Origin of the sequence: Amycolatopsis cihanbeyliensis, assembly GCF_006715045.1 — a bacterium.
Taxonomy (GTDB): domain Bacteria; phylum Actinomycetota; class Actinomycetes; order Mycobacteriales; family Pseudonocardiaceae; genus Amycolatopsis; species Amycolatopsis cihanbeyliensis.
This window is the reverse complement of the sequence record NZ_VFML01000001.1, coordinates 792,672-809,525: the sequence shown is the minus strand read 5'-3', so window position 1 is coordinate 809,525 and position 16,854 is coordinate 792,672. Positions and strand designations below refer to the sequence as shown.

General features: G+C 72.1%; 16 protein-coding genes. 8 read left to right on the top strand and 8 right to left on the bottom strand.

The genetic code is table 11. The annotated features are described in order from the left end of the window. Positions 1-100: 100 nt before the first annotated feature. The 3 genes from FB471_RS03350 to FB471_RS03340 are packed head-to-tail and all read right to left on the bottom strand — an operon-like array spanning position 101 to position 1,937. A complete protein-coding gene (locus FB471_RS03350; RefSeq protein ID WP_141995876.1) occupies positions 101-547 on the bottom strand; it encodes a hypothetical protein in 447 nt (148 codons plus the stop codon). Continuing rightward, the gene (locus FB471_RS03345) at positions 547-1,161 is read right to left on the bottom strand and encodes an RNA polymerase sigma factor (RefSeq protein ID WP_141995875.1); all 615 of its coding nucleotides are present in this window, start codon (positions 1,159-1,161) and stop codon (positions 547-549) included. Before FB471_RS03345 ends, FB471_RS03350 begins: the two co-directional genes overlap by 1 nt. Positions 1,162-1,169: 8 nt before the next feature. Continuing rightward, a complete protein-coding gene (locus tag FB471_RS03340; RefSeq protein WP_246076666.1) occupies positions 1,170-1,937 on the bottom strand; it encodes a pyrimidine reductase family protein in 768 nt (255 codons plus the stop codon). 113 nt (positions 1,938-2,050) lie between these two features. Between FB471_RS03340 and zapE the strand changes: the two genes are divergently transcribed. Beyond that, on the top strand, positions 2,051-3,100 hold the full coding sequence (zapE, locus tag FB471_RS03335) for a cell division protein ZapE (RefSeq protein WP_141995873.1): 1,050 nt from the start codon (positions 2,051-2,053) through the stop codon (positions 3,098-3,100). Here the strand turns inward: zapE and FB471_RS03330 are convergent. After that, positions 3,042-3,671 (bottom strand): phosphatase PAP2 family protein, encoded by a 630-nt coding sequence (locus FB471_RS03330; protein WP_246076227.1) that lies wholly within the window; start codon positions 3,669-3,671, stop codon positions 3,042-3,044. The two genes, zapE and FB471_RS03330, sit on opposite strands and share 59 nt — an antisense overlap. A gap of 70 nt (positions 3,672-3,741) precedes the next feature. On the opposite strand from FB471_RS03330, the gene FB471_RS03325 reads away from it, so the two are divergent. Beyond that, positions 3,742-5,364 carry an ATP-binding cassette domain-containing protein gene (locus FB471_RS03325; protein ID WP_141995872.1) on the top strand — a complete coding sequence of 541 codons (1,623 nt, stop codon included), beginning with the start codon at positions 3,742-3,744 and terminating at the stop codon, positions 5,362-5,364. A gap of 10 nt (positions 5,365-5,374) precedes the next feature. Then, positions 5,375-6,289: an NAD(P)/FAD-dependent oxidoreductase gene (locus FB471_RS03320; RefSeq protein ID WP_141995871.1), complete on the top strand. Its 915-nt coding sequence runs from the start codon at positions 5,375-5,377 to the stop codon at positions 6,287-6,289. A gap of 1 nt (position 6,290) precedes the next feature. Here the strand turns inward: FB471_RS03320 and FB471_RS03315 are convergent, their stop codons facing one another. Then, positions 6,291-7,664, bottom strand: a complete 1,374-nt coding sequence (locus tag FB471_RS03315) for a DUF2252 domain-containing protein (RefSeq protein WP_141995870.1) — start codon at positions 7,662-7,664, stop codon at positions 6,291-6,293. An 18-nt stretch (positions 7,665-7,682) separates the two neighbouring features. Further along, positions 7,683-8,912, bottom strand: a complete 1,230-nt coding sequence (gene rocD, locus FB471_RS03310) for an ornithine--oxo-acid transaminase (RefSeq protein WP_141995869.1) — start codon at positions 8,910-8,912, stop codon at positions 7,683-7,685. Between the two features lie 166 nt (positions 8,913-9,078). On the opposite strand from rocD, the gene FB471_RS03305 reads away from it, so the two are divergent. From FB471_RS03305 to FB471_RS03290, 4 genes are all read left to right on the top strand, one after another. Next, entirely contained in the window at positions 9,079-11,157 is a 2,079-nt protein-coding gene (locus FB471_RS03305; protein WP_141995868.1) for a S9 family peptidase, read from the top strand. A 15-nt stretch (positions 11,158-11,172) separates the two neighbouring features. Continuing rightward, the gene (locus FB471_RS03300) at positions 11,173-12,123 is read left to right on the top strand and encodes an LLM class F420-dependent oxidoreductase (RefSeq protein ID WP_141995867.1); all 951 of its coding nucleotides are present in this window, start codon (positions 11,173-11,175) and stop codon (positions 12,121-12,123) included. 94 nt (positions 12,124-12,217) lie between these two features. Further along, positions 12,218-12,802, top strand: a complete 585-nt coding sequence (locus FB471_RS03295) for a TetR/AcrR family transcriptional regulator (RefSeq protein WP_141995866.1) — start codon at positions 12,218-12,220, stop codon at positions 12,800-12,802. After that, entirely contained in the window at positions 12,799-13,992 is a 1,194-nt protein-coding gene (locus tag FB471_RS03290; protein ID WP_141995865.1) for a GDSL-type esterase/lipase family protein, read from the top strand. The genes FB471_RS03295 and FB471_RS03290 overlap by 4 nt, the downstream gene beginning before the upstream one ends. On the opposite strand, the gene crcB is transcribed toward FB471_RS03290, so the two are convergent. After that, on the bottom strand, positions 13,973-14,347 hold the full coding sequence (crcB, locus tag FB471_RS03285; RefSeq protein WP_141995864.1) for a fluoride efflux transporter CrcB: 375 nt from the start codon (positions 14,345-14,347) through the stop codon (positions 13,973-13,975). The genes FB471_RS03290 and crcB overlap by 20 nt on opposite strands. Beyond that, on the bottom strand, positions 14,344-14,775 hold the full coding sequence (locus FB471_RS03280) for a fluoride efflux transporter FluC (RefSeq protein WP_141995863.1): 432 nt from the start codon (positions 14,773-14,775) through the stop codon (positions 14,344-14,346). Before FB471_RS03280 ends, crcB begins: the two co-directional genes overlap by 4 nt. 74 nt (positions 14,776-14,849) lie before the next feature. Here FB471_RS03280 and FB471_RS03275 point away from each other — a divergent pair, with 74 nt between their 5' ends. Next, entirely contained in the window at positions 14,850-16,799 is a 1,950-nt protein-coding gene (locus FB471_RS03275; RefSeq protein WP_141995862.1) for an aconitate hydratase, read from the top strand. Positions 16,800-16,854 lie beyond the last annotated feature (55 nt).

The following is a 16,854-nucleotide window of genomic DNA, read 5'->3' as shown; positions in this document are numbered from 1 at the left end:
TGGCGGGGCCGCCCGATCCGGTCGGCCTCGTAGTTACTCGGATGTCGTTCCTTACCCCGCCATGTCGGCGGACCACTCGAACGGGGGAGCCGAAGCGTTCCTACTCGTGGTGCACATCGGCGATATGCACGCTCACCGGCGGTGCGGCCGAGCCGAACTCGGCCACCAGCGCCTCGCGCAGTTTGCTCCGCAGCGTCTCGGCGGCCTCGTTCGCCGCGACGCCGTACCGGACGGTCAGCAACACCTCGAGTCCGGTGGGTTCCAGCGCGACGGCGGAGACGTGCACGCCCAGCCGCGCCCCCAGCTCGCCGCCCAGTGTCCTGGTGAACAGGACCAGCGCCCGTTCACCGACATGCAGCCTGCCGCGCTCCTGCTCGAGCTCCAGCGGTTCGGCGAGCTTGCGGCCACGCAGGCCGTGCACGGAGCGGAGTACCCGGGAGATCAGGCCGGGTGGGGTCGGTACCGGAACGCGCGCGGCGGCATCGACGAGTCCCCAGCGCGGATCCCGGCGCGGGTCCTCGCCGGGCTCTTCCTCGGCGCGGTCCATCACTGCTCCCTGAGTTTCGCGAGCAACGCCACCCTGGCTCGATGCAGCCGGGAACGCAAGGCCGGGACGCTGACCTGGAGCACTTCGGCGACCTCCTCGTAGCTCAGCCCTTCCAGTTCGCGCAGGACGAGCGGGACCCGCTGCGAGACGTCCAGGCTCGCGATGGCACGCAGTGCCGCGTCGACCTCCTCGGCGCGGACCACCCTGCCCTCCGGGTTGGCCCTGGTGTCGGCGAACAGCCCGGACTCCAGCAGGGAGCGGCTTTCGTCGTCCGGGGTGAGTGCCGCGTCCAGCGACACGGTCGGCCTGCGCCGCCGGATGTAGGCCAGCGCGGTGTTGGTGACCACCCGGTAGAGCCAGGTGGACACCGCGGACTCGCTGCGAAACCCGGACAGCCCGCGCCAGGCCGAGATCCACGCCTCCTGGACCACGTCCTCGGCCTCGGCCGAGGTACCGGTGATCCGCAGCGCCACCCGGTACATTCGGGGCGTATGCCTGCGGACCAGGCTGTCGAAGGCCGCCTGGTTGCCGCGAACCGCGCTGGCCAGCAGCGCCACGTCCCGGTCGCCGGCCCGGCCGGTACCGCTGTCTTCCGCCTCGGCGTCCGCGCCCATCCGCAGCCTCACTCCTCCGTGCCGACTGCCCGGCGGTAGCGGAACAGGCAGAACCCGTCCTCGTACAGGATCGAGGCCAGGTGCAGGCCGCGCGGCAGCTCGGAACGCCGGCCCGCCACGATCCGGTCGGCCCCGGCGCCGGCCAGCAGCGGCGCCACGGTGAGGCACAACTGGTCGATCAGGTCGTCGGCGACCAGGGTGGCGAACAGGTGCGGCCCACCCTCGCAGTCGATCCTGCGCAACCCGCGCTGGTTCAGCTCGTCCAGCAGGGCGTGCGGGTCCACGGTGTGCTCCCCGGTGACGAGGACCTCGGCGCCGGCAGCGGCCAGCGCCTTGCGGCGTTCCGGGGTCGCGACCTCGGTGGTGAAGATGATCGGTGGCACCGCCGTGTCGGTGAGCAGTGCGGCGTCCGGCCGGATGGTGCAACGCCCGCTGACCACGGCGATCGGCGGTACATCGGTGAGCCCCCTGCGCCGCCTGCGCTCGGCGCGCCGAGCGGTGTTGCGGACACCGCGGTAGTTCTCGGTCTCGACGGTGCCCGCTCCCACCAGCACGACGTCGGCGAGGTCGCGGCCGAGCGCGAAGATCCGCTTGTCCGCGGGATGGGACAGGCCGGCCGAACGGTGCTCGACGGCGGCCGCGCCGTCGGCCGAGGCGACGAAGTTGGCCTGGATCCACGGCCTGCTCAACCGGTCCGGGTACGCATAGATCCGTTCCAGGTCGGCGTCGGTGAGCGGGTCGGACGGGCTGCCGTCTCCCCGTGGCGGCCACAACATCTGCACGGTTCCATCCCAACACGGTTCGCTCGCCGGAGCCATTCGAGTGGGCTGGATCTCCCTGGTCGCGCGGCCGGCGGGGGGAGCGCGCGGCGGTCGCTACGCTGGCCGGCATGCCCGCTGACTTGACCGGTCGCTGGCCGGAGCTCGAAGCCGACGAGCTGATCACGGCGCTGGTTCCCCCGCCGCGGTTCGACGCCGTCCGGTTCTCCACCTACCTGCCCAACCCGCAGGAGCCGAGCCAGGCCGCGGCCGTGGCGGCCTGTTCCACCTTCGCCGAGCGGGTCGGCACCGGGCGGCGGAAGCGGTCCGGCTGGCGGGCGCTGTTCGGTGGTGGGGGCGCGGCGGCCCCGCAGCAGACCGGCCTGTACCTGGACGGCGGGTTCGGCGTCGGCAAGACCCACTTGCTGGCCTCGGTCTGGCACGCGGTGCCGGGGCCGAAGTCGTACGGCACGTTCGTGGAGCTGACCCACCTGGTGGGCGCGCTCGGGTTCGCCGAGGCGGTGCGCAGGCTCTCCGAGCACCGGTTGCTCGCCATCGACGAGTTCGAGCTGGACGACCCCGGTGACACGATGCTGGTGACCCGGTTGCTGCGGGAGCTCACCGAGGCCGGGGTGTACGTTGCGGCCACGTCGAACACGCTGCCGGACAAGCTGGGGGAGGGCCGCTTCGCCGCCGAGGACTTCCTGCGCGAGATCCAGTCGCTGTCCGCCCGGTTCGGCGTGGTCCGGGTGGACGGGCCGGACTACCGGCATCGTGGGCTGCCCGACGCCCCGGCCCCGGTCACCGAGGACGAGCTGGCCACCTCGGCACGGGCGCATCCCGGATCCACAGTGGACGACTTCGACGCACTGTGCGCGCACCTGTCCGCGCTGCATCCCTCCCGCTACGGGCGGCTGGTGGACGGGGTGTCCATGGTGCATCTGCGCGGAGTGCGGCCCGCGCGGGACCAGACGGTGGCCTTGCGGCTGGTGGCCCTCGCCGACCGGCTGTACGACCGGGCCATCCCGGTGCTCGCCTCCGGAACGCCGCTTTCGGAGCTGTTTCCCGAGGAGATGCTGCACGGCGGGTACCGCAAGAAGTACCTGCGGGCGGTCAGCAGGCTCACCGCCCTGTCCAGGGACGCGGTCGGCCGGGATCCGGAACCGAGCGAGCGGGGATAGCGGCTTCCAGCCCGACCGCCAGCGCGAGGACCACGGCCACCGCGCAGGCCGCGCCGCCCAGGATGTCGGTCAGGTAGTGGTAGCGCAGCCCGATCATGCCGATCCCGGCGGCGGTGAGCAGCAGGCAGCCGAGCAGGATCACCAGCCGGGTCGCGGTACGCGGGCGGGCGAGCAGGGCCAGCACGGTCAGCACGGCGACCAGGCTCACCGTATGGCCGCTCGGGTAGGCGAGGTGGTCGTCGTAGTACCGGCCGAACAGCGGTTTCAGCAGCCAGGTGTTGACGGCCACGGCCAGTGCGGGACCGAGCAGCACCAGCGCGAGCCCGGTGCGGCGGCGCTGCAGCACACACGTGACCGCCAGCACACCGAGGACGCCGAGCAGCACCGCGGGCTGGGTGGGCAGCACCAGCAGCCGCAGCAGTGCGTCCTGCCCGGCGAAGGCGCTGTGCACGGCCGTGGCGACCGCGGCGTCCAGCGCGTCCGGGCCGGTGTCCCCGGCGTGCGGCACACCGAGCAGCACCATCAGCAGGCCCGCGCCCACGGCAAGCGCCCGCGCGCGGAGATCGGCCACGCGGCGACACTACGGCAGCTCGCCGGGAATTCGCTGGCGAGGTTCCGCACCGGTCGGTGACGATGCCGCGGTGGGACATCTCGAGGCGAGCGCGCTGGCGTACCGCCGCAGCGACGGGCGGACCCTGTTCACCGACGTGTCCTTCCGCGTCGCCGGTGCGGACGTGGTCGCGCTGGTCGGGGACAACGGCGTCGGCAAGACGACCCTGCTGCGCATCCTCGGTGGCGAGCTGCGCCCGGAGCGGGGGGCGGTGCACACCCAGGGCGGGCTGGCGGTGATGCCGCAGTTCATCGGGTCGGTGCGGGACGAGCGAACCGTGCGCGACCTGCTGCTTGAGGTCGCGCCCCCGGCGCTGCGCACGGCCGCTGCCGAGCTGGACGCGGTGGAGCTCGCCCTGATGGACACCGACGACGAGCCGACCCAGCTGCGCTACGCCGAGGCACTGTCCGCGTGGGGAGAGGCGGGTGGCTACCAGGTCGAGGTGCTGTGGGACACGGTGACCGTGGCCGCCCTCGGCGTCCCGTTCGACCGGGCGCGGTTCCGCGAGGTACGCACGCTCTCCGGCGGCGAGCAGAAACGGCTGGTGCTGGAGGCGCTGCTGCGTGGCCCCGAGCAGGTGCTGCTGCTGGACGAACCGGACAACTACCTGGACGTGCCGGGCAAGCGGTGGCTGGAGGGGCGGCTGGCCGAGACGGCCAAGGCCGTGCTGCTGATCAGCCACGACCGGCAGTTGCTTGCCAGCGCCGCCACGCACGTCGTCACCCTGGAGGGTGGGACGGGCTGGGTGCACGGCGGCGGTTTCGGCGGCTGGCACCAGGCGCGGCGGGCACGGGCGGAGCGGATGGCCGAGCTGCGCAGGCGCTGGGACGACAAGCACGAGCAGCTGAAGGAACTGGTTCGTTCGCTGCAGCGCGCGGCCACCATGAGCGACGAGATGACTTCGCGGTACCGGGCGGCGCAGACCCGGCTGCGGAAGTTCGAGGAGGAGGGCGCCCCACCGTTGCCGCCTCGGGAACAGCAGGTCAAGCCCCGCTTGCGGGGCGGAAGGACCGCGGTGCGGGCGATCACCTGCGAGCGGCTCGAGCTGGCCGGGCTGATGGCGCCCTTCGACCTCGAGGTGTTCTTCGGTGACCGGGTGTGCGTGCTCGGCTCCAACGGCTCCGGCAAGAGCCACTTCCTGCGGCTGCTGGACGGCGGCGCCGAGGTGCCGCACACCGGGCGGTACCGGCTCGGCTCGCGGGTGCTGCCCGGCCTGTTCGCGCAGACCCACCAGCACCCGGAATGGGCGGGTCGTTCGCTGCTGGACATTCTCGGCCGCGGCGAGGGCACCCGGCAGGGTATGGAGCGTGGGGCCGCCACGGCCGCGCTGAGCCGCTACGGGCTGGCCGCCGCCGCGGAGCAGCGGTTCGAGCTGCTCTCCGGCGGCCAGCAGGCCCGGTTCCAGGTGCTGCTGCTGGAGCTGTCCGGAGCGACCCTGTTGCTGCTGGACGAGCCGACGGACAACCTCGACCTGGTGTCCGCGGAGGCGCTGCAGGCCGCGCTGGAGGAGTTCACCGGCACCGTGCTGGCGGTGACTCACGACCGGTGGTTCGCCGAGTCCTTCGACCGCTATCTGCTGTTCGCCGCGGATGGCAGGGTGACCGAGGTGGACGCGCCCGTCTGGACCGAGGGACGGGTGGCACGGAGCAGGTAGGGGGCAGCGGATGCGGGTCACGGTCGTCGGCGGCGGGATCATCGGGTTGAGCTGCGCGGTGCGGCTGGCGCGGCCCGGGTGGGAGGTGACCGTGATCACCGCGCACCCGCTGGCGGACACCGCCTCGATGGCGGCCGGCGGGTTGATCTATCCCCGGTTCGCCGAACCCGCCGACCGCTGCGCGGGCTGGACCGCGGCCAGCGTGGCCGAGTTCCGCCGGCTCGCCGGGCAGCAGGGCACCGGGGTCCGGCTACTGCCGGGCCGGTTGCTGCGGCGGGAGGATCGGCCGGTACCGGAGTGGGCGGACGCGGTCGGCGGCATCAGCAGGCACACCGGGCTGGACGGGCCGTGGCTGGACGCGCTGGCCTTCGCCCCACCGCTGGTGGACACCATGGTGTACCTGGAGTGGCTGGCCGGCGTCGCGGCCGAGGCCGGGGTGCGGACGGTGTATCGCGAGCTGACCGGCCTCGACCAGGCCCGTCCCGGGGCCGACCTGGTGGTGAACGCGGCCGGCCTCGGCGCGCGGGAACTGGCCCCTGATCCGGCCGTGTACCCCGCGAGGGGCCAGGTGGTGCACGTCCGCGACCCCGGGCTGGCCGAGTGGGTGGTGGACGAGGACGGCTTCAGCTATGTCCTGCCGCACGGCGGCCACGTCGTCTGCGGCGGTACCGAGGAGGTGGGCAGCGCCGCACTGGAGCCCGACGAGCACACCACGGCCGACATCCTGCGCCGCTGCCGCGCGCTGGAGCCCGCGCTGGAGGGGGTCGAGGTGCTGCGCACGAGGGTGGGCCTGCGCCCGGCCCGCCCCGAGGTCCGGCTGGAGCGGGCGGACGAGGTGATCCACTGCTACGGCCACGGCGGGATGGGCATCACCCTGTCCTGGGGCTGCGCCGACGAGGTGGCCGCCCTCGCCACGGAGTCCTGACTCAGGACTCCGCGGGAAGCGAACCGCGCTCCACGGCGGCCACCAGCTCGGCGTGGTCGGCCTCGGTCTGGTCGGCGTAGCGCACCGCGTACCGGCCGACGGCCTCGTCCATGTCCTTGTCGTCGGCGAAGTAGCCGGCGAGCAGCCTCGGGTCCACCGAGCGGGTGTGCGCCCGTGCCAGCAACGCACCGGCCAGCCGCCCGTAGTCGTCCAGGTGGTTCTCCCGCAGTTCGGTCGGGTCGATGCTGCCCTTCATGTTGCGGAACTGACGGACCATGAACGGCCTGCCCTCGATGGTGGTCCAGCCGAGCAGGATGTCCGACTCGGCCTGCACCAGCCGGGCACCGCGGACGATCCGCTTGCCGGCATGCTTGGTGGGCTTGACGTCGAGGTACCGGCCCAGCGCCGAGGGCGTCGCCTCCTTGGCCTGCAGCACCAGCGTCTCGTCGCCGTTGCCGTGCAGCAGGGCGATGTAGCTGCGGAGCCCGACACTTCCGGTGCCGACCACCCGGAAGGCCACATCGGACACCGAGTACCTGGTGATCAGATTGCGACGGGACTCCCGCAGGCTATCCGCATAGGATTCCAGGCCGTCGGTCACGGCCTCGGCCACGGCGTCGTCCACATGGGTCAGGATCGGTGGGTTGTCCACGAACCGCAGGTTGTGCGTTCCCGCCGAGTGGTCGTCGATGTGCTCGGTCCACTTCCTGGTGACCTTGGCGCTGGTGTTCTTGCGGGCCTTGGCCGCGGCCTTCTCGAAGTCGTCGACCAGCTCGTCGGCCTGGGCCTTGCTCACCACCGAGGAGTCCGGCAGCGCGTTCCACGACCGCAGGAACGGCAGCTCGGCCAGCGCCCGGATGGTGCGCCGGTAGGACTTCACCGCGTCCTCCGCGGCCTCGAGGCAGCCGTCCTCGGAGGCGTCGCCCTCGCGCCCGGCCAGTACCAGGCTGGCGGCCAGCCGTTTGAGGTCCCACTCCCACGGTCCGGGCACGGTCTCGTCGAAGTCGTTGATGTCCATCACGATCCGGCCCTCGGGCGTGCCGTACAGCCCGAAGTTCGCCGCGTGCGCGTCGCCGCAGAGCTGGGCGGTGAGCCCGCTGACCGGGGTTCCGGCCAGGTCGGCCGCCATCAGCCCCGCGGCGCCGCGGAAGAAGGAGAACGGCGAGGACACCATCCTGCCGACTCGCAGCGGCAGCAACTCCGGCAGCCGCCCCCGGTGGCTGGTCTCGATGAACTCGAGTACCCCCGGCCGGTGCGGGCCGGTCGGCTGGTGATCGTGCGCGGTCGGCGGGGTCGCGTCCCGGAGCGCCTTGCCCCGGGCGTGTGCCTCAGCGTCGTCGACCGGTGTCCGTAGGTCTACGCGTTCCTCGTGCATGCCCCCAGTGTTTCAGCGTCAGTGTCGGACCACCTCGGCGATCGCGTCGATGCCCCGGTCCAGGTCCTGCTCGGAGATCACCAGCGGGGGCGCGATCCGGAGCGTGTTGCCGTGCGTCTCCTTGCACAGCACACCGCGCTCGGCCAGCGCCTGCGAGGCCTGCCGCCCGGTCGGCCCGCCGGGGGCGATATCCACCCCGGCCCACAGGCCGCGGCCGCGAACCTCGGCCAGGCCGTCGCCGACCAGTTCGGACAGCCGGCTCCGCAACTGCTCGCCCAGCGAGGCGGAGCGCTGCTGGAACTCGCCCGTGCTCAGCAGCCGCAGCACGGCGCGGCCGACGGCGCAGGCGAGCGGGTTGCCACCGAAGGTCGAGCCGTGCTCGCCCGGCCGCAGCACCCCGAGCACCTCGCCGCTGCCGACCACCGCGGAGACCGGCATGATGCCGCCGCCGAGCGCCTTGCCCAGGGTGTAGAGATCGGCCCTTACCCGCTCGTGGTCCAGGGCGAACAGGGTGCCGGTGCGGGCGAGGCCGGACTGGATCTCGTCGGCGATCAGCAGCGCCCCCGCCTGGTCGCAGAGCCTGCGTGCCTCGGCGAGGTAGCCGTCCGGGGGCACGATCACGCCGGCCTCACCCTGGATCGGCTCCAGCAGCACCGCCGCCGTCCGGTCGGTGATGGCTCCGGCCAGTGCCTCGGCGTCGCCGTACTCGACCGTGACGAAGCCGGGCGTGTACGGGCCGTAGTCGGCGCGCGCGGCGTCGTCGGTGGAGAAGGAAACGATCGTGGTGGTCCGGCCGTGGAAGTTCGAGCCGGCCACGACGATCTCGGCCGTTCCCGCCGGGAGGCCCTTGACCCGGTAGGCCCACTTCCTGGCCACCTTGATCGCCGACTCCACGGCCTCGGCGCCGGAGTTCATCGGCAGCACCATGTCGGTGCCGGTGAGCTCGGCGAGTTCCCGGCAGAACGGGCCGAGCTGGTCGTGGTGGAAGGCACGCGAGGTGAGGGTGACCCGGCCGAGCTGCTGCGTCGCGGCCTCGACCAGGGCGGGGTGCCGGTGGCCGAAGTTCAGTGCGGAGTAGCCGGCGAGGAAGTCGAGGTAGCTGCTGCCCTCGACATCGGTCACCCATGCGCCCGCTGCCTCGGCGATGACCACCGGCAACGGGTGGTAGTTGTGCGTGCTCCACCGCTCGTCGAGCCCGATGAACTCGTCGGTGGTGGAACCGGTGGTGCGGTCGGCGAACGTCGTCATGCGTTCAGGTTAGAGCCCCGATGCGTACGGTTCATCCGGAAGTCGTTGCTTGCCTACGCGGATCATTGCGCACATCGTGCGTACGAACTGCCGATCGTTGCGTGCCAGCAGTTGCGTGCCAGTACGGGGGAGGGTGCCCGGGAGTCGATCTGACAGAGTGCACGGTGTGACCGACGAGCTGTCCTTCCTCCGCACCCAGGCCCGTACCCAGCGCTTCACCCTCGGCGCTCCCAAGGAGTTCCGGGTCGCGCCGGACGGTTCCCGGGTGCTGTTCCTGCGTGCCGAGTCCGGTGTCGATCACCGCAACAGTCTCTGGTCGCTGGACCTGGCCTCCGGCGCCGAGTCGAAGCTGGTCGACGCCGCGGCGCTGTTGCCGGGGGAGGAGGAGCTGCCGGCCGAGGAGCGGGCGCGCCGCGAGCGCAGCAGGGAGACCTCCGGCGGGGTCGTCGGCTACACCGTGGACGAGGCGTTCTCGCTGGCCGCGTTCTCGCTCTCCGGCAAGCTCTACACCGTGGACCTGGCCACCGCCGAGGTGACGCTGCTGGTGGACGGCGCCGTGGTGGACCCGCGGCCGGACCCGTCCGGTACGCACGTGGCCTACGTGCGGGAGCGCAGGCTGCGGGTGATCGACCTCACCACCGGTGCGGACCGGGAACTGGTCGAGGAGTCCGGAGAGGACATCGCGTGGGGGCTCGCGGAGTTCGTCGCCGCCGAGGAGATGAGCAGGGTGCGCGGCCACTGGTGGGCGCCGGACGGCCGCCACCTGCTGGCGGAGCGCGCCGATCGCTCCGGCGTGCCGCGCTGGAACATCGCCGACCCCGCCAACCCCGACGCGCCGGTGAACACGGTGGCCTACCCGGCCGCGGGTTCGCCGAACGTGGCGGTGTCGCTGGCGATCCTCGGCCTGGACGGCAGCAGGGTGGACGTGCGCGGTGGCGACTGGGAGTACCTGGTGGCCGTGCACTGGTCGGCGGGTGGGCCGCCGCTGATCGCCGTGCAGCCACGGGACCAGCGGCGGCTGGAGGTGCACGCGGTGGACGTCACCGATGGCTCCACCACGCTGCTGCACACCGAGTCCGACCCGGACTGGGTGGAGATCATCACCGGGGTGCCCGCCTGGACCTCCGACGGCAGGCTGGTCCGGGTGAGCGCGGCCGAAGGCGGCTACCGGCTGGTCCTGGACGGCATCCCGGTCACCGAGCCCTCGCTGCAGGTCCGCTCGGTACTGCACGTCGGCGCGGAGGTCCTGTTCAGCGCCTCCGCCGAGGACCCGACCCAGATCCACGTGTACCGCACCGAGTCCGGCGGCGTGCGTCGGTTGTCCACATCGGAGGGTGTGCACATCGGTGCCGGCAACGCCGAGGTCACGGTGCTGTCCTCGTGGAGCCTCGAGCACAGTGGACCCGAGGTCGCCGTGCTGCGCGACGGCGAACCGGCGGCCACGATCGGTTCGTACACCGTGGATCCGGGCATCGAACCGGTCCTCACCTGGCTGACCCTGGGGGAGCGCGGGCTGCGGGCCGCGTTGCTGCTGCCGACGGGCTACCGTGCCGGCGACGGGAAGCTGCCGGTGCTGCTCGACCCCTACGGCGGTCCGCACGCGCAGCGGGTGCTGCAGAGCCGCAACGCGTTCCTGACCTCGCAATGGCTCGCCGACCAGGGGTTCGCCGTGCTGGTCGCGGACGGGCGCGGCACCCCGGGGCGGGGGCCTGCCTGGGAGCGGGAGATCGCGGGCAGGCTCGCCGAGGTGACCCTGGCCGACCAGGTGGACGCGTTGCGGGCGGCCGCCCGGCTGCACCCGGAGCTCGACCTGGACCGGGTGGCGATCCGCGGCTGGTCCTACGGCGGCTACCTCGCGGCGCTCGCCGTGCTGCGCGCGCCGGAGGTGTTCCACGCCGCCGTCGCCGGGGCCCCGGTGACCGACTGGTCGCTGTACGACACGCACTACACCGAACGCTATCTCGGCCTGCCCCAGGAGGAACCGGACCGTTACCGGGACAACTCGCTGATCGCCGACGCGGGCCAGTTGCGCAGGGCGTTGCTGATCGTGCACGGCCTCGCCGACGACAACGTGTTCGTGGCGCATGCCCTCCGGCTGTCCGGGGCGTTGCTGGCCGCGGGCAGGCCCCACACCTTCCTGCCGCTGAACGGCGCGACCCATATGACCCCGCAGGCCGAGGATGTCGCGGAGAACCTGATGCTGCTGCAGGTCGACTGGATCAAACATGAGCTCGGCGCACACTGAGGAGGTAGACGCGGTATGACACGGTGGGGCATCACCATCCCGCTGACCGGGGTTCCGCTGGCGCAACACCGGGAGCTGGTCGAGCAGTTGCCCGACCTCGGGTACACCGACGCCTGGTCGGCGGAGACCGCGGGCACCGACGCGTTCTCCCCGCTGCTGCTGGCCTCGCAGTGGGCGCCGCGGCTGCGGCTCGGTACCGCGATCGTGCCGGTCTACACCCGCGGACCCGGGCTGCTGGCGATGAGCGCGGCCACGCTCGCCGAGTGCGCCCCGGGGCGGTTCGTGCTCGGGCTGGGCAGCTCGTCCCCGGTGATCGTGGAGAACTGGAACGCGGCCGAGTTCACCGAGCCCTACGGTCGCAGCAGGGACACCCTGCGGTTCCTGCGCGCGGCGCTGGCGGGGGAGAAGGTGACCAAGGAGTACCCGACGTTCTCGGTGAGCAAGTTCCGATTGGAGCGGGCCCCGGAGCCGGCGCCGCCGATCATGCTCGCCGCGCTGCGGCCCGGCATGCTGCGGCTGGCCGCCGCCGAGGCCGACGGCGCCATCACCAACTGGCTCGCGGCCACCGACGTGCCGACGGTGCGGGCCGAGGTCGGGCCGGACACCGAGCTGGCGGCGCGGATCTTCGTCTGCCCCACCGAGGACGCGGACGCGGCGCGCGGGCTGGGTCGGATGCTGATCAGCAGCTACCTGACGGTTCCCGTGTACCGGGCGTTCCACGAGTGGCTCGGCAGGGGTGAGCGGCTGGCGCCGATGCACGAGGCGTGGGCCGCGGGCGATCGGCAGCGGGCGAACGAGGTCATCCCGGACGAGGTGGTGGACGAGTTGATCGTGCACGGCAGTGCCGAGGAGTGCCGCGAGCGCGTCCAGGCCTACGTGGACAACGGGCTGGATACCCCGGTGATCGCCCTGCTGCCCACCGGCGACGACCCGGCCGAGCAGGTGCGCGCGCTCGCCCCGCGGTGAGCGGTCGACCTTCCCGCCACCTCCCCCGGCAGGCTTATTTGCCTAAATGTATTAGGCAAATGCATAATGGGATCTGCTGAACGGGAGGAAGGGTATGGCGCGTGTGGGACTGACCGCGGACCGCCTGACGCGGGCCGGGGCGGAACTGGCCGACGAGGTCGGCCTCGAGCAGGTGACCGTCTCCGCGCTCGCCAGGAGGTTCGAGGTCAAGGTCGCGAGCCTGTACTCGCACCTGAAGAACTCCCAGGACCTCAGGACCAGGATCGCCCTGCTCGCCCTGGAGGAGCTCGCCGACCGGCTCGCCGTCGCCCTGGCCGGGCGGGCAGGCAAGGACGCCCTGACCGCCTGCGCCGATGTGTACCGCGACTACGCCAGGGAGCATCCCGGCCGCTACGCCGCGGCGAGGATCAGGCTCGACCCGGAGACGGCAGCGGCCAGTGCCGGCGGCAGGAATGCCGAGATGATGCGGGCGATCCTGCGTGGTTACGAGCTGACCGAGCCGGAGCAGACGCACGCGGTCCGGCTGCTGGGCAGCGTCTTCCACGGCTACGTCAGCCTGGAGCTGGGGGGATCGTTCAGCCACAGCGACCCGGCTCCCGAGGAGAGCTGGTCCCGGATCCTGGACGCGCTCGACGTCCTGCTGCGGAACTGGCCCGCGACCGGCGGGTCGAGGCCATGAGCGGCGAGCACCTCCGGATCACCACGCCCATCACCGCGGACCTGCTGCGCGGCGCCCTCGACCTCGAGCACACCGCGCACGGGGTGCGGCCGCATCGGCTGCCCGCCTGGGCCCGCGCCCGGGGCGCCGACGGTCAACTCGCCATGGCCGAGGCCGAGCCTTCCGGCGTACGGCTGGCCCTGCGCACCGCGGCCACCGCTGTCGAACTGGAGACGCGACGCACCAAACGGGTCTATCGCGGCGTCCCTCCTCGCCCGGATGGTGTGTACGACCTGCTCGTCGACGGCCGCCGCACCGACCAGGCCTGCGTGACCGGTGGGAACACCCTGACCATCGACATGACCACCGGGCACACCGAGACCCAGCCCGGACCGGCCGGCACCCTCCGCTTCACCGACCTGCCCGACGGCGTGAAGCACGTCGAGATCTGGCTACCGCACAACGAGCTCACCGAACTCCTCGCGCTGCGCGCCAACGCCCCCGTCGAACCCGCACCGGACCGGGGCCGCGCGGTGTGGCTGCACCACGGCAGTTCCATCAGCCAGGGCTCCAACGCCGCCAGCCCCAGCACCACCTGGCCCGCACTCGCCGCCTCTCTCGGCGGCGTGGAACTGACCAACCTTGGCTTCGGCGGCAGCGCCCTGCTCGATCCGTTCACCGCCCGTATCCTGCGGGACACCCGCGCCGACCTGATCAGCCTCAAGATCGGCATCAACCTGGTGAACGCCGACCTGATGCGCCTGCGTGCCTTCACCCCCGCCGTCCACGGCTTCCTCGACACGATCCGCGAAGGCCACCCCGGCACGCCGCTGCTGGTCGTCTCGCCCCTCTACTGCCCCATCCACGAAGACACGCCCGGCCCTGGCGCGTTCGATGTGCCGGCCCTTCGCGCCGGGCGGCTGCGCTTCCAGGCCACCGGCGACCCGGCGGAGCGGGCGAGTGGGAAGCTCACCCTGGGCGTCATCCGCGAGGAGCTGACCCGGATCGTGCGGCAGCGGGTGCCCGAGGACCCGAACCTGCACTACCTGGATGGCCGCGCGCTCTACGGTGCCGCCGACTTCGCCGAACTGCCGCTGCCCGACCAGCTGCACCCGGACGCCGCCACCCACCGGCGGATCGGTGAACGCTTCGCCGAGCACGCCTTCGCCGGCGGCGGCCCCTTCGCCGACCCTAGTGCCACAGCACGGTAGCGATGAGCAGGCCGGTGGCGGCGGCGCCCACCCCGGCGAGCACGGTGAGCACGACGTTCGTCACGGCGTACAGCCGGGCCCGGTCGGTGAGCAGGCGCACCGTCTCGTAGCCGAAGGTGGAGAACGTGGTCAGCGCGCCGCACACGCCGGTGCCGAGCAGCGCGTGCAGCGCGCTCGGCTGGGTGGCGGTCAGCGCCCAGCCCGCGAGCAGCCCGAGTAGCGCCGACCCGACCACGTTCACGGTCAGTGTGCCCCAGGGGAAGGCGGAGTCGTGGCTACGTTGTACCCTGCGGTCGATGAGGTGGCGCAGCACCGCGCCGCCCGCGCCGCCGATCGCGACCAGCAGTGCCGTCATCCGGACTGCCTCGGCCGTACCGTGACCAGCTTGCGCAGCGCGCGGGTGCCCGACATGCCGGTGACCACCAGTGCCAGCGAACCGAGGACCGAGACCACCGCGTAGAGCAGGGCGAGGCCGGGGTGCCCGGTGAGCGCCGAGTCCGTGGCGTCCAGCACGTAGGTCGAGAAGGTGGTGAAGCCACCGAGCAGGCCGATGCCGAGAAACGGTCGGAGCAGGCGGTGCGGCTGGGCCAGGTCCGTGACGGTCACCATCAACCCCCCGACCAGCAGGCAGCCGATCAGGTTCGCCAGCAGGGTGGAGGTGGCGAACCCGCCGCGGGGATGGGGGAAGGCCACGGTGAGCCCGTACCGGGCCAGGCTGCCCAACGCGCCGCCCGCGGCGATCGCCAGCAGGACGTCCCAGCGTGGACGATGTCGTCGCTGCATGTTCCCTCCCTTGTGGAGGGTACGGCGACGATTGGCACGGCGTCGGAGTGGGTAGCCGCCACCGGGAGGTAGCCATGGCAAACACCATCGCGGAACGACTCATCGCCGATCACCTGGTGAGCGGGGAGATGACGCCAGGAAGCGAGATCGCGCTGCGGATCGACCAGACGCTGACCCAGGACGCCACCGGGACCCTGGTGATGCAGGAGCTGGAGGCACTGGGCCTCGACCGGGCGCGGACCGAGGTCAGCGTGCAGTACATCGACCACAACCTGCTGCAGACCGACGAGAAGAACGCCGAGGACCACACGTTCCTGCGCTCGGCCTGCCGGCGGTACGGGCTCTGGTACTCCAAACCGGGCAACGGGGTGTCGCATCCGACGCATATGCAACGGTTCGGGGTGCCCGGCAAGACGATGGTGGGTTCGGACTCGCACACGTGCGCGGCCGGGTCGCTGGGCATGCTCGCCATCGGCGTCGGCGGGCTCGAGGTGGCGATGGCCATCTCCGGCGGGCCGCTGTACCTGCGGATGCCGGAGATCTGGGGAGTTCGGCTCACCGGCGAGCTGCCGCCGTGGGTGTCGGCCAAGGACGTGGTGCTGGAGATGCTGCGCAGGCACGGGGTGAACGGGGGGCTGAACCGGATCATCGAGTACCACGGGCCGGGGCTGGCCGGGCTGTCGGCGATGGACCGGCACGTCATCGCGAACATGGGGGCCGAGCTCGGCGCGACCACCACGGTGTTCCCCGCAGACGAGGCGGTACGGGAGTTCCTGCGCGTCGAGGACAGGGAGCAGGACTTCGTGGAGATCCCCGCCGCGGCGGACGCACGCTACGACGTGACCGACGAGATCGACCTGTCCGGCCTGGAGCCGCTGATCGCCAAGCCGTCCTCGCCGGGCAACGTGGTGCCGGTGCGCGAGGTGGCCGGAACCGAGGTGAGCCAGGTGGTGATCGGCTCCTCGGCCAACCCGGGGCTGCGGGACTATGCCGTCGCGACGGAGTTGGTGCGGGGCAGGCAGACCGACGACGCGGTGAGCTTCGACGTGAACCCGTCCTCGCGGGAGATCTTCGCCGACCTCACCAAGATGGGGGACACGTTCGCGTTGATCTCCGCGGGTGCGCGGATCCACCAGGCGGGCTGCATGGGATGTATCGGCATGGGGCAGGCGCCCGCGGTGGGGCACAACTCGCTGCGCACCTTCCCCAGGAACTTCCCCGGCCGCTCCGGAACCAAGGAGGACTCGGTGTGGCTGTGCTCCCCGGAGACCGCGGCCGCGGCGGCGTTGACCGGGGAGATCACCGACCCGCGGGAGCTGGCCGAGCGGCTCGGCGTGGGCACGCCCACCTTCGAGCTGCCGGAGCGGGCATCGGTGAACACGGACATGCTGGAGCCGCCCCTGGAGCCGGAGCCGGCCGCGCGGGAGGAGCTGGTCAAGGGACCGAACATCTCGTCGTTGCCGGACTTCCCGCCGCTGCCGGAGCGGATCGAGGCCCCGGTGTTGCTGAAGCTGGGCGACAACGTGTCCACCGACGAGATCTCGCCCGCCGGGGCCAGGGCACTGCCGTTCCGATCGAACATCCCCCGGCTCGCCGAGTTCACCTTCACCCAGGTCGACGAGACGTACCCGCGCCGGGCCCGCGAGCTGTCCGACGGGAGCGGGCACGTCGTGGTCGGCGGGGACAACTACGGGCAGGGTTCGTCCCGCGAGCATGCCGCGATCGCCCCGCGCCACCTGGGCCTGCGAGTGGTGATCGCCAAGTCGTTCGCCCGGATCCACTGGCAGAACCTGGCCAACTTCGGCATCCTCGCGCTGGAGTTCGCCGACCCCGCGGATCACGACCGGGTCGAGGCCGGGGACACCCTGGTGCTGGACGACGTGCGGGAGCAGGTGAAGGGCTCGGAGCTGACCATCCGGAACGTGACCAGGGATGAGGAGTACCGGCTGCGGCACCGGTTGTCCGAGCGGCAGGTGGAGCAGGTGCTGGCCGGTGGCCGCATTCCGTTGCTGGCAGAGTCATGATGCCCTGTCCGCCGGACAGGGATCGCAGGATTCCGGACATCGCGACGGTGCCCAG